The sequence below is a fragment of the Streptosporangium becharense genome (assembly GCF_014204985.1).
Taxonomy (GTDB): Bacteria; Actinomycetota; Actinomycetes; order Streptosporangiales; family Streptosporangiaceae; genus Streptosporangium; species Streptosporangium becharense.
Genome location: NZ_JACHMP010000001.1, coordinates 7,224,334 through 7,239,072, shown reverse-complemented (window position 1 = coordinate 7,239,072; position 14,739 = coordinate 7,224,334). Strand labels below are relative to the sequence as shown.

The 14,739-nt window shown below is 73.0% G+C and carries 11 protein-coding genes; all 11 read right to left on the bottom strand.

What is annotated here, in order from left to right; all coding sequences use genetic code 11:
- Window positions 1–14: 14 nt before the first annotated feature.
- Window positions 15–782, bottom strand: a complete 768-nt coding sequence (locus F4562_RS31270; RefSeq protein WP_184540284.1) for an ABC transporter ATP-binding protein — start codon at window positions 780–782, stop codon at window positions 15–17.
- Entirely contained in the window at window positions 769–2,640 is a 1,872-nt protein-coding gene (locus F4562_RS31265; RefSeq protein WP_184540282.1) for a dipeptide/oligopeptide/nickel ABC transporter permease/ATP-binding protein, read from the bottom strand. The genes F4562_RS31270 and F4562_RS31265 overlap by 14 nt, the downstream gene beginning before the upstream one ends.
- On the bottom strand, window positions 2,637–3,608 hold the full coding sequence (locus F4562_RS31260; protein ID WP_221206570.1) for an ABC transporter permease: 972 nt from the start codon (window positions 3,606–3,608) through the stop codon (window positions 2,637–2,639). The genes F4562_RS31265 and F4562_RS31260 overlap by 4 nt, the downstream gene beginning before the upstream one ends.
- 5 nt (window positions 3,609–3,613) lie before the next feature.
- Window positions 3,614–5,221 carry an ABC transporter substrate-binding protein gene (locus tag F4562_RS31255; protein ID WP_184540279.1) on the bottom strand — a complete coding sequence of 536 codons (1,608 nt, stop codon included), beginning with the start codon at window positions 5,219–5,221 and terminating at the stop codon, window positions 3,614–3,616.
- Window positions 5,222–5,468: 247 nt separating this feature from the next.
- Window positions 5,469–6,404, bottom strand: a complete 936-nt coding sequence (locus F4562_RS31250) for an alpha/beta hydrolase (protein WP_184540277.1) — start codon at window positions 6,402–6,404, stop codon at window positions 5,469–5,471.
- A 33-nt stretch (window positions 6,405–6,437) separates the two neighbouring features.
- Entirely contained in the window at window positions 6,438–7,916 is a 1,479-nt protein-coding gene (gene hpaE, locus F4562_RS31245; protein ID WP_184540275.1) for a 5-carboxymethyl-2-hydroxymuconate semialdehyde dehydrogenase, read from the bottom strand.
- Window positions 7,913–8,845: a 4-hydroxy-tetrahydrodipicolinate synthase gene (dapA, locus tag F4562_RS31240; protein ID WP_184540273.1), complete on the bottom strand. Its 933-nt coding sequence runs from the start codon at window positions 8,843–8,845 to the stop codon at window positions 7,913–7,915. Before dapA ends, hpaE begins: the two co-directional genes overlap by 4 nt.
- Window positions 8,846–8,884: 39 nt before the next feature.
- Complete coding sequence (locus F4562_RS31235) at window positions 8,885–10,477, bottom strand: fumarylacetoacetate hydrolase family protein (protein ID WP_184540271.1); 1,593 nt, start codon at window positions 10,475–10,477, stop codon at window positions 8,885–8,887.
- 143 nt (window positions 10,478–10,620) lie between these two features.
- Window positions 10,621–12,036: an aldehyde dehydrogenase family protein gene (locus tag F4562_RS31230; RefSeq protein ID WP_184540269.1), complete on the bottom strand. Its 1,416-nt coding sequence runs from the start codon at window positions 12,034–12,036 to the stop codon at window positions 10,621–10,623.
- Window positions 12,033–13,670 (bottom strand): thiamine pyrophosphate-dependent enzyme, encoded by a 1,638-nt coding sequence (locus F4562_RS31225; RefSeq protein ID WP_184540267.1) that lies wholly within the window; start codon window positions 13,668–13,670, stop codon window positions 12,033–12,035. The genes F4562_RS31230 and F4562_RS31225 overlap by 4 nt, the downstream gene beginning before the upstream one ends.
- 17 nt (window positions 13,671–13,687) lie before the next feature.
- Window positions 13,688–14,581 carry a PDR/VanB family oxidoreductase gene (locus F4562_RS31220; RefSeq protein WP_184540265.1) on the bottom strand — a complete coding sequence of 298 codons (894 nt, stop codon included), beginning with the start codon at window positions 14,579–14,581 and terminating at the stop codon, window positions 13,688–13,690.
- Window positions 14,582–14,739 lie beyond the last annotated feature (158 nt).

The window sequence follows — 14,739 nt, the reverse complement described above, 5'->3', positions numbered from 1 at the left end:
GGAATCTCCTTCGATCAGCCGGCGAGGTAGTCGCGCGGCGCCGACAGGCTCGGCACCGCCTCGACCAGCTCGCGCGTGTAGGGGTGGCGTGGTGCGCCGACCAGCTCGTCGGCCGGGCCCGACTCGACCACCCGGCCGAGGTTGAGCACGGCGACCTCGTCGCTGACGTAGCGCACCACCGCGAGGTTGTGCGAGATGAAGAGCATGGAAAGGCCGAGCTCCCGCCGGATGTCGCGGAGCAGGTTGAGCACCGCGGCCTGGACGGAGGCGTCGAGCGCCGAGGTGATCTCGTCGGCCACGAGCACCTCGGGGCGTGCGGCGAGTGCCCTGGCGATGGCGACCCGCTGCCGCATGCCGCCGGACAGGTCACCCGGGTGTCTTGCGGTGACCTGGGCGGGCAGGTGGACCAGGTCGAGGAGGCGGGCGGCCTCCGCGGCGCGGTCACGGCGGGCGAGCGTGGTGTGGACGGCGAGGACCTCCTCGATGGACTCGCCCACGGCCATCCGGGGGTTCAGCGAGGCGTAGGGGTCCTGGAAGACCATCTGGACGCGGCGGTCGGCGGCGCCTCGCACCTCGGTGCCGTCCAGGCGGATCGACCCCGACGCCGGCCGGACCAGCCCGACCACGGCGCGCGCGACGGTCGACTTGCCCGAGCCGGACTCGCCGACCAGTCCGAGGACGCCCCCGTCGGGGACGTCCAGGTCGATGCCGTGCAGGACGGTGACCGCCGACTTGCCGCGTCCGTAGCGCACGGTCAGCCCGCGGATCTCAAGCGCTCCCATGAACGGTCGTCTCCTCTCGTACGCGTGGGCAGGCGAGCCTGCGGCCCTCGCCCAGGGTGAGGAGCGGCGGGTCGTCGTGTTCGCACTCGGGCCCGGCGAGGCCGCACCGCGGCGCGAACGCGCATCCGGCGCCGAACTCCGCCGGTGTGGGGGGCCGTCCGGGGATGGTGGTGAGCGGCAGCGACCGGTCGGTGTCCAGGTCGGGCAGCGCGCCGAGCAGGGCCCGCGTGTACGGGTGCGCGGCCTCCCGCAGCGAGGCGACGTCGATCTCCTCCACGATCCGCCCGCAGTACATGACCAGGAGCCGGGTGCAGAGGCCGGCGAGCAGCGCGATGTCGTGCGAGACCACGACGGCCGCGGTGCCGTGCTCGCGGGACGCCTCGGCGATGAGCCGCAGCACGTGCCGCTGCACGGTGACGTCGAGGGCCGTGGTCGGCTCGTCGGCGATGATCAGCTTCGGCCGTTCCATCTGCGCCATCGCGATGAGCGCGCGCTGGCGCATGCCGCCGGAGTACTCGTGCGGGAACTGCCCCGCCCGCCGCTCGGGGTCGGCGATGCGCACCCCCGCCAGCCGCTCGACGGCGAGTCGCCAGGCGGGTGCCTTCGGGGTGCCGTTGTGGTGTTCGACGACCTCGGCGAGCTGCCTGCCCACCCTGAGCGCGGGGTTGAGGGAGGTCATCGGGTCCTGCGGGACGAATCCCATCCGGGTGCCGAGCAGACCGCGCAGTTCCGCCTCGGTCCGGCCGCGCAGGTCGTGGGAGTCGAAGGTGATGCGGTCCGCCTGGACGACGGCGGAGGAGGGCAGCAGCCCGGCGACGGCGAGCGCCGTCACGCTCTTGCCGCTGCCGGACTCGCCGACGATGCCGACGATCTCGCCGGGCCGCACCTGGAAGGTGACCTCGCGCACGGGGGTGGCGCCGCCGGGGAACGTCACCCGAAGTCCCGCGACGTCGAGCAGGACGTCGTCGTCCCGTTCCGTGGTCGCGAGCGGCGCGGGGCGTTTGCGCTCGGCCCGCCGGGGCCCGGTGTGCCGGGCGTCGCCGCGTACGGCCTTGGCGAGGGTCTCGCCCAGCATGCTGAAGGCCACCCCGGCCAGGACGATCATCACGGCGGGGGCGAGCGCGGCGGTGGGCGTGGTGTAGATGGCGCCGAGCCCCTCCCCCAGCATGCGGCCCCAGTCGTAGTCGGGCGCCTTGACGCCGATGCCGAGGAAGCTCAGGCTCGACAGCGCGAGCAGCCCGCCGCCGATGGAGATCGTGGTGTTGAGGATCAGCGGCTCGGCGATGTTGGGCAGCACGTAGCGCAGGAGCTGGCGGCGCCGGGGTATGCCCAGCACCTTGGCGGCGGCCAGGTACTCCGAGCCGCCGACCGAGGCCGACAGCGTCTGCGCCAGGCGGGCGAACGACGGGACCATGGTCAGCGCGAGCGCGATCACGGAGGCCGTGGTGCCGGTGCCCAGCATGATCGAGACGAACATGGCGAGCAGCAGGACGGGGAACGCGAGCCACACGTCGATGACGGCGGCGAACCAGCGGCGCGTCCTGGGGCCGAACGCGGCCGGCAGGACGCCCAGCGCGGTGCCGGCCACCGCCCCGGCGAAGGTGGCGACGAGCGCCATGGTCAGCGACAGCCGGGTGGCGACGAGCGCGCGGGCGAGGATGTCGCGTCCGAGGTTGTCGGTGCCCAGGGGGTGGTCGGGGCCCGGCCCCTGGTTCATCGCCTCCGGGTCGACGAGGTCGGCCCGCTCCCCCCACAGCAGTGGCGCGACCACGGCGAGGACGACGAACGCTGCCACCAGGATCAGGCTCGCCACGCCGAGCGGGCCGGTCAGCGCGGCACGCCGCGAGCGAGCGCTCATGCCGTCTCCTCCCTCAGGGTCGTACGACGGTCGAGCAGGCCGAGGACGATGTCCACGATGAGGTTGGCCACCAGGACGACGACCGCGTAGACCAGCGTGATCCCCTGGACGAGGCCGTAGTCCTGCAGCTCGATGGACTGGACGATCATCGAGCCCAGGCCGGGCCAGTTGAAGACCTTCTCCACCAGGACGCTGCTCACGATGAGGCCGGTGACCATGGTCCCGCCGAGGGTGAGCACGGCCGTGAGCGTGTTCGGCAGGACGTGCCGGAAGTAGACCAGGCGCGGGGAGAGCCGTTTGCCCCTGGCGGTGCGCACGTAGTCGGCGCCGAGGGCACGTAGCGACTCCGCTCTGGCGATGCGGGTGAGCACCGCCAGCGGCACGATGGCCAGGGAGAGGACCGGCAGCACGTAGGAGCTCGGGCCGACGATCCCCGCGACGGGGAAGACCGGCCAGGTCACCGCGAAGAGGAAGACCAGGCCGACGGCGAGCAGATACTCGGGGACGGCGTGGAAGACGCTCGTCACCGCGGTGTAGCCGAGTTCGAGGCCGCGCCGTCTGCCGTCCCGGGTGAGCACCGCGACCAGCAGGCCGGTGGGCACCGCCAGCAGCAGGACCAGGCCGAGGGAGAGCGCGGCGAGCTGGACGGTGCCGGGCAGCCGGGTGGCGACCACCTCGGTGACGCTCTGGCCGTTGACGAAGGAGTGGCCGAGGTCGCCGGTGAGCAGACCGCGGACGTAGGTCACGTACTGCGTGAGCAGCGGCTGGTCCAGGCCGAGCGCGGCCCGCCTGGCCGCGACCAGTTCCTCTGGCGCGGTCGGCCCGAGCGCCGTGCGGATCGGGTCGCCGGGCGTCAGGTGGATCATGGCGAAGGAGATCGTCACCACGACCACGACCGCGACGAGCAGGCGCGTCAGCCTCCGTGCGAGGAAGGCCGCCGCGCCCGCGGGGAATCGCTTGACCGTCAAGGACGTCAGCCCTTCAGCATCCGGATGCTGGTCGGCACGATCAGGCCCTTCGCCATCCGGAACTCGACGCCCTTGCCGAAGTAGGAGTTGACGTTCACCACGACGGGCACCAGGTCGGCCTCCTTGAACAGGGCACGTTCGGCGTCGATCCAGTCGCCGCAGCTCGCGTCGCCCTCCTTGCCCTGGGCCGCGGTGGACAGGCGCTGGTACTCGGCGTTGTCGGTGCCGGAGAAGTTGCCGCCCTTCGGCGGGGTCGGCCCGGACAGGATGCCGGTCCACATCGAGGGCAGCTCGGTGTCGATGGGCGTCCAGGAGACGTCGAAGTCCCTGGTCTTGAACAGCACGTCGGTCACCTGGGCTCCCGCGGCCGGCTTGGGGGTGACCTCGACGCCGACGGCCTTCCACTGCTGGGCGAGCAGTTCGACCGCCGAGGCGAGCGGCGCGCCGTCCCTGGTGGGGTAGAGGAGGGAGACGGCCAGCCGCTTGCCGTCCTTCTCGCGCACGCCGTCGGCGCCGGCCTTCCAGCCGAGCGCGTCGAGCGCGGCCTTGGCGCCTTCCACGTCGTGGGCGGGGACCACGTCGTCGACCGGACGCCCGGTGCAGGGAGCGGGGTCGGAGGTGACCAGGGTGGTCAGCGGCCGGCCGAGCCCGGCGGAGCTGACCTTGCCGAGGGCGGAGCGGTCCATCGCCATCGCCAGGGCCTTGCGGAGGCCGGGGTCGGCGCCGGGCCTGCCCTCGGAGTGGTTGAAGAAGACCAGGCCGGGCCGGGTCGGGATGTCCACGGTGGTCACGCCGGGGACGGCCACCACGCGGGTCCGGTCGGGCCCGTTGACGTTGGCGATGCCGAGCTGGCCGGCCAGCAGCATGTTGGCGGCCGTGGTCTGGCTGGGCACGACCTGGAGCACGACCTTGGCGGGCAGGCCCTCGGTCTTCGTGGTCGCCCCCTCCGGTCCCCAGGCGTAGTCCTGGCGGAGTTCGAGGGTGTAGCTCTGGCCCGGGTTGACCTGGGTCAGCTTGTAGGGGCCGGTCCCCTCCGCGGTGGCGGTGACCGCCTCGGGGTTCTCGATCGCCTTGGCGCAGGCGATCGGCATGAGGCCGACCATCCGGGCCAGGAAGCTGGCGGGGTCCTTCGAGGTGATCGTGACGGTGCCCGCCGCGTCGTCGTGCTCGACCTTCACGCCGGCCGGGACGTACGCGCCGATGAACGGCGACCCGTTCTCGGTGTCGGCGACGAACCGGAAGTTGTCGGCGACCGTCTTGGCGGTCAGCGCGGTGCCGTCCACGCAGGTGATGCCCTTGCGAAGGGTGAACGTCGCCTTGGTGGGGGTGGACTCCCACTTCTCCGCGAGCTGGGGGACGAGCTTGCCGTCGCCGGTCATCCCGATGAGCTGGTCGTAGGTGAACGCTTTCACCGTCGCGGCTTCACCGGTGGCGTTGAGCAGCGGGTGCAGGCTGCCGGGGTCCGCCGGGATCGCCATGGTCAGGGTGGCTCCGGTGGCGTAACCGCCGCCGCCCGAGGCCGCTCCCGGGGCGGGGCCCGCGGAACCGCCGCACGCGGTCAGGGTCAGCCCGCTCAGTGCCAGGAGGGCAGCCGCGCCATGGGTCCTCTTCACACGTGTCTCCTCACAGCGTCTGTCCCGCTCGGGCCGGGGCGCTCCGGCTGTGGGTCCCCGCCGGAGGTTTCACGACAGGGACCCGCGCGCCGCCCGACCGGATGGGGGATGGAGAGGGATCAGATGGCTCCACCTGAGGCGGAACCGTTTAATTGATTACTATGATTCCCTAGATTTAACCGGGTGTCCATAGTTAGGGACCGACCGTTATGTTAAATAACGCCTCGCCCTTTGTTGCGACGCGATGTCAGCCGCGCAACGCCCGGCGCAGCGCGGCCCGCATCTCCTCGACCTGCCGGACGGAGACGGCGGCCGTGCGGATCACGTAGGAGCCGTGGAACGTTCCGGCGTACTGGTGGATCTCCACCGGCACCCCGGCCTGGAGCAGCTTGAGGGCGTAGAGCAGGCCCTCGTCACGGAGCGGGTCGTGCTCGGCGGTCTGGACGTACGCCGGGGGCAGCCCGGCGAGGTCCTCCACCCGGGCCCGCGCGGGGGCGGCGTAGATCGGCACGTCGGGACCGCGGTCCTCGCCCAGGTAGTACCGCCAGCTGATCTCCGCCAGCGGCTTGTTCCACATCGGGGTGTCGGTCGAGGCCAGCATGGACGGGGTGTCCAGCCGGTCGTCCAGCTCGGGGATGAGCAGGAGCTGGAAGCAGATCGCGGGGCCGCCCCGGTCGCGCGCCAGCAGGCAGAGCGCGGCCGACAGGCCGCCGCCCGCGCTGCTGCCGGAGACCGCGACGCGCTCGGCGTCGACACCGAGCTCCGCCGCGTTGCCCACGACCCACACCAGCGCGGCGTAGCAGTCCTCCAGGGCCGAGGGGTAAGGATTCTCGGGGGCGAGCCGGTAGTCCACGGAGACGACGACCGCGTCGGCGGCCAGCGCGAACCCGGCCGCGTCGGCGTGCTCGGCCTCCACGCTGCCGACCACGAAGCCGCCCGAGTGGAAGTAGAGCGCGGCGGGCAGCGGGCCCTCGACCCCGATCGGCGTGTAGATCCGCACCGGGACGTCCGGGGCGCCGTCGGGGCCCGGGATGAGCCGGTCCTCGACCTTCAGCCGGTCGATGCCCTCGACCTCGGTCTTCTTCGCCCGGATGGACGCCGTCACGTGGGCACGGGCCGCCGCCGGGTCGGAGAAGTCCGCCTTCGGGACGCCGGCCAACGCGGCTACCAGCTCGGAATCCATATTTTTCTCCCTATATCGTGACGAATAGCTATATCAGGCACCGAACCGGGGCACGTGGGTGTCCCCCAGGGCGACGTGCACGATCTTCGGCTCGGTGTAGAGGTCGATGCTGTGCCGCCCGCCCTCACGCCCCAGGCCGCTGGCCTTGATCCCGCCGAACGGGGTGCGCAGGTCACGGACGTTGTGCGAGTTGAGCCAGAGCATCCCCGACTCCACGGCGCCGGCGACCCGGTGGCCCCGCTTGAGGTCGCCGGTCCACACGTAACCGGCCAGGCCGTACCGGGTGGCGTTGGCCAGCGCGACCGCCTCCTCCTCGGTGTCGAAGGGGGTGACGCAGACGACCGGGCCGAAGATCTCCTCGTTGAAGATCCGCATCTGCGGTGTCACGTCGGCGAAGACGGTCGGCCGCAGGAAGTTGCCGCCGGCCAGCTCGCCGGGGACCACTCCCCCGGCCACCAGGCGGGCCCCCTCCCCGGTGCCGATCCGCACATAGTCGAGCACCCGGGCGTGGTGCTCGGGGTGGATCAACGCTCCGACCTCGGTCGCGGGATCGCCGGGCAGGCCGACCCGCACCTTGTCCGCGCGCTCGGCCAGCCGGGCGGTGAACTCCTCGTAGACGGACCGTTCGACGAGGATCCGCGACCCGGCCGTGCACCGCTCGCCGTTGAGCGAGAAGATCCCGAAGACCGCGGAGTCGAGGGCGGCGTCCAGGTCGGCGTCCGCGAACACCAGCACGGGGGACTTGCCGCCCAGCTCCATGGACAGGGTCTTGAGGTGCTCGGCCGCGCTCCTCATGATGATCTTGCCGGTGGTGGTCTCACCGGTGAACGAGATGATCGGCACGTCCGGGTGCTCCACCAGCGCCGCCCCGGCCTCCTCGCCGATGCCGTGCACGATGTTGAACACCCCGGCGGGGACGCCCGCCTCCTCCATGATGTCGGGGAGCGCCGAGGCGCTGAGCGGCGACCACTCCGCGGGCTTCAGCACCAGCGTGCATCCCGACGCCAGCGCCGGCGCCAGCTTCCAGGTCTCCAGCATGAACGGCGTGTTCCACGGCGTGATCAGGCCGGCCACGCCGATCGGCTTGCGCGTCACGTAGTTGAGCTGGCTGCCCGGCACGCTGTACGCCTCGTCACCGGAGGCGACGATCACGTCGGCGAAGAACCGGAAGTTCTCCGCGGCGCGGGCCGCCTGCCCGCGCGCCTGGGTGATCGGCAGGCCGGTGTCGTGCGCCTCCATCTCGGCGATCCGTGCCCCGCGCGCCTCGATGGCGTCGGCGATCCGGTTCAGGATCACGGCCCGCTCGCGGGTCCGCATCGACGGCCACGGCCCGCTCTCGTACGCCTGGCGGGCGGCGGCCACCGCCTCGGCGACGTCGGCGGCCTTGCCCGCCGCGACCCTGGTGTACGGCGTGTTGCGCACCGGTTCGAGCACGTCGACGGCGGAGCCGTCCAGGCTCGGCACCCGGCGTCCGCCGATGTAGTGCTCGATCAGTTCCGGATAGTCGGTCATCGAGGGTACAGCTCCTCCGCGAGCAGGTCGCTCCCCTGGTCGAGGAGCGCGTCGATCGTGGCCAGGCCCGCCGCCGTGGGCGTGATGAGGGGCGGACGCACGTGGCCGGACGGGATCAGGCCACGCGATTCGAGCACCGCCTTGGCCGGGGCCGGGTTGGTCTCGACGAACAGCAGGTCGACCAGGGGGTGCAGGGCGTAGTGCAGGTCGAGGGCGGTCTCGGTGTCCCCGGCCGTCCACGCCTCGTACATGCGGGCGACGGCGCGCGGCGCGATGTTGGCGACCGCGCTGACGAAACCGGCGCCGCCGAGCGCGAGCAGCGGCAGGCAGAGCAGCTCGATGCCCGACCACATCAGGAAGTCACGCCCGCACCTGTGCAGCACCCGGGAGAAGTGCTCGAAGTCCTTGGTGGTCTCCTTGATGCCGACGACGTTGTCGTTGTCGCGGCGGATCCGCGCCACCGTGTCCGGGTCGATGTCGACCGCCGTCCTGGACGGCACGTTGTAGATCACGATCGGCAGGTCGGGGAACTCCCGGGCGACGGTGGTGTACCAGGTGTACAGCGCCTCCTGGGTGGGCCGGGCGTAGTACGGCGTGATCACCAGGGCCGCGTCGGCGCCGAGCTCGCGGGCGGCGGCGGTGATGCGGAGGGTCTCCTCCAGCTTCGCCGACCCCGTGCCCGGCAGGAACGGCACCCTGTCGGCCACGACCCCGGCGACGGCCTCCATCGCGGCGATCCGTTCCCCGGCGCTCTGCGCGCCGGGCTCCCCGGTCGAACCGCCCAGGGAGATGCCGTGCGAGCCCGACTCCAGCTGCCAGCGCACCAGGCCGCGCAGCGCGTCGAGGTCCACGTCGCCGCCGGCGGTGAACGGGGTGACCACGGGGGCGATGGAGCCCCGGATGGAAGCGGGGTCTGATCGGAACTTCACGTCTTCGTCTCCTTGCGAGATATCGGGGAACAGCGGGATTCAGCCGGAGACCGGGCGGGTCTCGGCCCAGGCTTCGTACGCCTCCCGCCACCGCGGGCCGATCGGGTAGAGACCGTCGACGCTCTCCCCGGCGGCGACCCGCTCGTAGATGAAGCGCTCCTGGCGTTCCTGCTCGACCGCCTCGGCGGCCACCTCCGCGGCCAGCGCGGGCGGGACGACCACCACGCCCTCGGCGTCGCCGACCAGCAGGTCTCCCGGCATGACGAGGACTCCCCCGCACGCCACGGGCACGTTGCCCTCCAACGGGACGTGCCTGCGGCCGAGCACCGCGGCGTGCGGGACGCCGTAGTACGACGGCAGGTCGAGGGAGGCGAACGAGGGGCTGTCGCGCAGCCCGCCGTCGGTCACCACGCCCGCCGCGCCGCGCCGCAGCGCGCGCAGGGCGAGGATGTCGCCGAGCGTGCCCGCGCCGTGGTCGCCGCGCGCCTCGATGACGAGCACCTCACCCGGCTGTATCTCCTCGACGGTGCGCTTCTGCGCGTTCATGCCCCCGCCGATCTCGGCGAAGACGTCCTCGCGCAGCGGTACGTACCGCAGGGTCCGCGCGAAGCCCACCATCCTCAGGTCGGGGCGGGCCGGCCGCACGCCCTCGATGAAGTGGTGCTCGACGCCCTTCTTTCGCAGCACGCTGGAGATCGTGGCGGTGGACACCGTGCGCAGCGCGGCCAGCGTCTCCTCGGTCACCGCCGGCCGCACCGGACCGGAGGCCGCAGCCGTAACCGGTGCCGTAGCGGGTGCCGGGCCGGAAACCGCAGCCGTAGCCGTAGCCGGTGCCGGGCCGGTGGCCGTCGCGGAGTCCCGATCCGGGGCCGCTCCGGAGTCCCGATCCGGGGCCGCTCCGGTGACCGGCGCGGTGGCCGGCGCGGCACGGCCACCGAGGGCGGCCTCCCGGTCGGCGGCGGAGGCACGCGGCATCGCGCCGATCGGCTCCAGGTCGTGACCGGCCTCGACGATCTCGTTGCGCAGCCGGCCGGAGTCCTCCAGCTCGACCTCGACGACGTCGCCCGGACGGACCACGGTCGATCCCGCGGGGGTGCCGGCCAGGATGACGTCACCGGCCTCCAGCGTCATGAGCCGGGACAGGTCGGCGACCAGCACCGCGAACGGGAACAGCAGTTCCTCGGTGGACGCCTCCTGCACCAGCTCGCCGTTGACCCAGGTGCGCAGCGTGAGGCGGCCGGGGTCCACCTCACGGGCGTCGAGCAGGAGGGGGCCGACCGGGGTGAACCCGTCACAGCCCTTGGAGCGGACGTTCGATCCGCGGTCGGCGTGGCGCAGGTCGTAGACGCCGAAGTCGTTCGCCGCGGCGTAGCCCGCCACGTGGTCGAGCGCCTCGGCGACGCTCACCCGGTGTGCCCGCCGCCCGACGACGACCGCGATCTCCCCCTCGAAGGCGAGATACTCGCAGCCTCGCGGCCGGACCACGGGGGCGCCCGAGTGACTGAGCGACGAGGGCGGTTTGAGGAAGTAGGAGGGGGCCTCGGGGAAGCGGCCCCGTTCCTCGGCCCTGCTCCGGTAGTTGAGGTGCACCGCGATGATCTTCGACGGTGCGAGCCCCAGCGGGTGTGTCACGTGAAGTGCTCTCCTTGTCGCAACTCGGTGGCGCGGCCAGGCCCGGCCGGCGCGGCGGCTCACCCGGCAGGTGTCGCCCTGCGCCGCGAATCGGTGGTGTGGCCCGGTCCGATGACGCGGTCCGGCCCGGCCGGTGTCCTCGGTCAGGCGCCGACCACGGTCTTGGTCTCCAGGAACTCCTCGATGCCGTAGCGTCCGCACTCGCGGCCGACGCCCGAGCGCTTGTAGCCGCCGAAGGGCGCCGCCACGTTGAGACCCGCCCCGTTGACGCTCACCATCCCGGTCCGCAGGCGGCGGGCCACCGCCAGCGCCCTGGCCGGGTCGGTCGACCACACCCCGCCGGACAGCCCGTACTCGGAGTCGTTGGCGATGGCGACGGCCTCGTCCTCGGTGGTGTAACTCATGATCGAGAGCACCGGGCCGAAGATCTCCTCACGCGCGATCGTCATCTCGGGTCGCACCCCCGAGAAGATCGTCGGCGTGACGTAGGCGCCCGGCCCGTCCACCGGGGCACCGCCCGCGACGAGCCTCGCCCCCTCCGCGATCCCGGTCGCGATGTAGTCGCGGACGATCCGCTGCTGCCGCCGCGACGCCTGCGGGCCGAGCCTGGTGGCCGGGTCGGACGGCGGGCCGGGCACCCACCCGGAGGCCGCCTCGGCCGCGAGCCGCTCCACCTCCTCCAGCAGGTGTCCGGGGACGAGCAGCCGGGTCAGCGCGGCGCAGATCTGCCCGGCGTTCGCGAAGCAACCGCCGACCGCCTGCGGGACGACGGACGCCAGGTCCGCGTCGTCGAGCACGATGCCGGCCGACTTGCCGCCGAGTTCCAGCGTCACCTTCTTGATCGTGCGGGCCGCCAGTTCGGCCACCCTCGCCCCCGCCCGCACGGATCCGGTCAGGGTGACGACGTCGACCAGCGGATGCGCGACGAGAGCCTCCCCGGTGACCGGGCCGTCGCCCGGCACCAGGTTGAACACACCCGCGGGCGCCCCGGCCGCCTGGACGATCTCGGCGAAGACGTAGGCGTCGAGCGGGGTCAGCTCGCTGGGCTTGAGCACCACCGTGCACCCGGCCACCAGGGCCGCGCCGACCTTGAGCGCGATCTGGTGCAGCGGGAAGTTCCACGGGGTGATCGCGGCGACGACCCCGGCGGGCTCGCGCACGACCAGGGCACCGCCGACGACCTCCTCCGCGACGTAGTCGCGTCCGGCCTTGACGATCTCGTCGAGGTCGGCCAGTGCCACGCCGAGCTGCGCCTGCCGGGCGAAGGTGATGGGCGTGCCCATCTGGAGCGTGAGCAGCCCGGCCAGCTCCTCGCGCCGCTCCTCGACCCCGGCCCTGATCCGCTCGACCAGGGTGACCCGCTCCGCCATCGGCACCCGGGACCAGTCCGGGAACGCCGCGGCGGCGGCCCGTACCGCGGCGTCGACGTCGTCGGCGGAGGCGACCGGCACCCGTCCGGCCACCCGGTCGGTGGCCGGGTCGACCACGTCGAGTGTGCCGGAGGCGGCACTCGGGGCGACCCACCGGCCGCCGATCAGCAGGTCGGTGCGCTCGATCACGGTGCCTCCAGGGGTGCGGGGCGGGGCACGCCCTCGTGGATCAGGTGCCAGGGGCCGGGAAACTCCCCGACGGGAGCCTCGACGAGCACCGGCTCGCCCGCGGTGAGCGCCTCCTTCAGCACCACCTCCAGCTCCTCGGGGCCCTCCGCCCGCGCGGCGGCGACGCCGAAGGCGTCGGCGAGCTTGGCGTAGTCGGGGTTGACCAGGTCGGTGGCGAAGTAGCGGGCGCCGAAGCGGTTCTTCTGGATCCGCCGCACGTTGCCGAAGAAGCCGTCGTTGAAGACCACCGTCACCGTGGCCAGGCCGTACTTCTTCGCCGTGGAGAGCTCCTGGAGCGTCCAGGAGAAGCCGCCGTCGCCGGTGATGGAGACGACCGCCCGGTGCGGGTCGGCCGCCTTCGCGCCGAGCGCCGTGGCGAAGCCGTACCCGAGCGTGCCCTGGTAGCCGGGGGTGAGGAAGGTGCGCGGCCGGTAGACGGGGAAGCAGGCGTTGGCGGCGTAGCCGACCTGGGTCAGCTCGCTGACCAGCACCCCGTCGTCCGGGAGCGCGGCGCGGATCGCCCGCAGGTAGGCCCGCTGCGGGGCGATGTCGGCGTACTGCTCCTCGCACCAGGCCCGCGCGGCGTCGAGTTCGGCCGTGCGGGACTCACGGGTCACTCCGCGCAGTTCCTCGGCCAGCGCCGCGAGCGCCAGCCGCGCGTCGCCGTGCACCGCCAGGTCGGGGGTGCGGGGCTCGCCGAGGTCGGCGGCCTCGGCGTTGATCAGGACCAGCCTGGCGCCGGCCGTGTCGGTCTGCGCGCTGAAGGCGGTGACGAAGCGGGTGCCGACGGCCAGCACGACGTCCGCGTCCTCGCGCAGCCTGCGGAACGCCAGCGCGTCGAACGCGAGCGGGTGCCTGGCGGAGATCGCCCCCCGGCCGTTCTCGCTCACCACGACCGGCGCCCGGAGGATCTCCGCCAGCTCGCGCAGCTCCTCCGACGCGTCGGCGGCGATCACACCGCCGCCCGCGTAGATCACCGGCCGCCGGGAGCCGCGCAGCAGCTCGGCGACGGCGTCGATCAGTTTGTGGTCGGGGACGACGGGCACGTGCGGGGCGGCGCCGGGGATCTCGACGTCGGCCCGCGCGGCGAGCACGTCCGGCGGGATCTCCAGGCCGACCGGGCGGGGCCGGCCGGAGCGCAGCTCGGCGAAGGCCCGGTGGACCAGGCCGGGGATGTCCTCCGGGCGGGAGGCCAGGCCGCTCCACTTGGTGAGCGAGCGCAGGATGCCGCTCTGGTCGGGGATCTCGTGCAGTGCGCCGAGTCCGCGGCCGATCGCCTTGGAGTCGATCTGGCCGCAGACGTAGAGCAGCGGTGAGGAGCAGGCGTAGGCGGTGGCGAGACCGGCCAGGCCGTTCAGCATGCCCGGCCCGGGCACCACCATCGAGACGCCGGCCCGCCCTGTGGAACGGGCGTAACCGTCGGCCATGTAGGAGGCGGCCTGCTCGTTGCGCGCGCAGGTGAAGGCGATGTCGTCACCCGCGTGGTAGAGCGCGTCCGCCGCGTGGTCGAGCTGCACCCCGGGGATGCCGAATATCCGGCTGACGCCGTTGGCCGCCAGCGAACGGGCGAGAGCCTCGCCGCCCGTCATGTTCATGGGTCTCCTTGGGGGATTCATCGGTCGAGGACCAGGCGGGACGAGCGGCAGCGGGAGACGCAGATGAACATCGTGTCCCCGGCGGCGCGCTCGGCCTCGGTGAGGACGGAGTCGCGGTGTTCCACCTCGCCCTCGAGCACGGTGGTCTCGCATGACCCGCACACGCCCTCCAGGCAGGAGGTGGGAACCCGGATCCCCGCCTCCTCCAGCACGGAGAGCACGGTGCGGTCCGCCGGGACGGGCAGGCTGAGGCCCGAGCGCCTCAGCACGACCTGGAAGGCGCCGGGCTCGGCGGTCCCGGTCACCGGACGCGGGCTGAACCGTTCCAGGCGTACGCCGGGAACGCGTTCCTCCATGGCGGCCAGCAGCGGCTCCGGGCCGCAGCAGTAGACCGTCGCACCAGGAGCCCCGGCCAGCGCCTCGTCCAGGTCCAGCGGCCCGTACTCGTCGTGCGGCCGGACCGTGACGTGCCCGCCGTAGCGGGCCAGTTCGGGCAGGAAGACCATCGAGGCCCGGGTCCGCCCGCCGTACAGCAGGTGCCACGGCACGCCGGCCGCGGCGGCGGCGCGGGCCATCGGCAGCAGCGGCGTGATGCCGATGCCCCCGGCCACGAACAGGTAGCCGTCGGCGGGGACCAGCGGGAAGTTGTTGCGCGGGCCGGAGAAACCGACGAGCGCGCCGGGCCGGAGGGTCTCGTGCACGAAGGCCGAGCCGCCCCTGCTGTCCTCCTCCCGCAGCACCGCGACGCGCCACAGGAAGGGGTCGGCCGGGTCGCCGCAGAGGGAGTACTGCCTGGTCGGGACGCCCTCGGCGATGAGGTCGACGTGCGCTCCCGGGGCCCAGCGGGGCAGTGCGGCCCCGCCGGGGTCGGCCAGGGTGACCGAGAGGACGCCGTCGGCCTCCCAGGTCATGGAGCGCACCCGCAGGACGCCTGTCCCGGCCGGGCCCGTTCCGTCCGGCCTCGCCCCGGCGGGATTCGCGCCGCCCGGATCCGTCCCGGCGGGATTCGCGCCGCTCGGACGCGTCGCGTCCGGACGCGACGCGTCCGGGCCTGTGCCGGGCGGGGTCG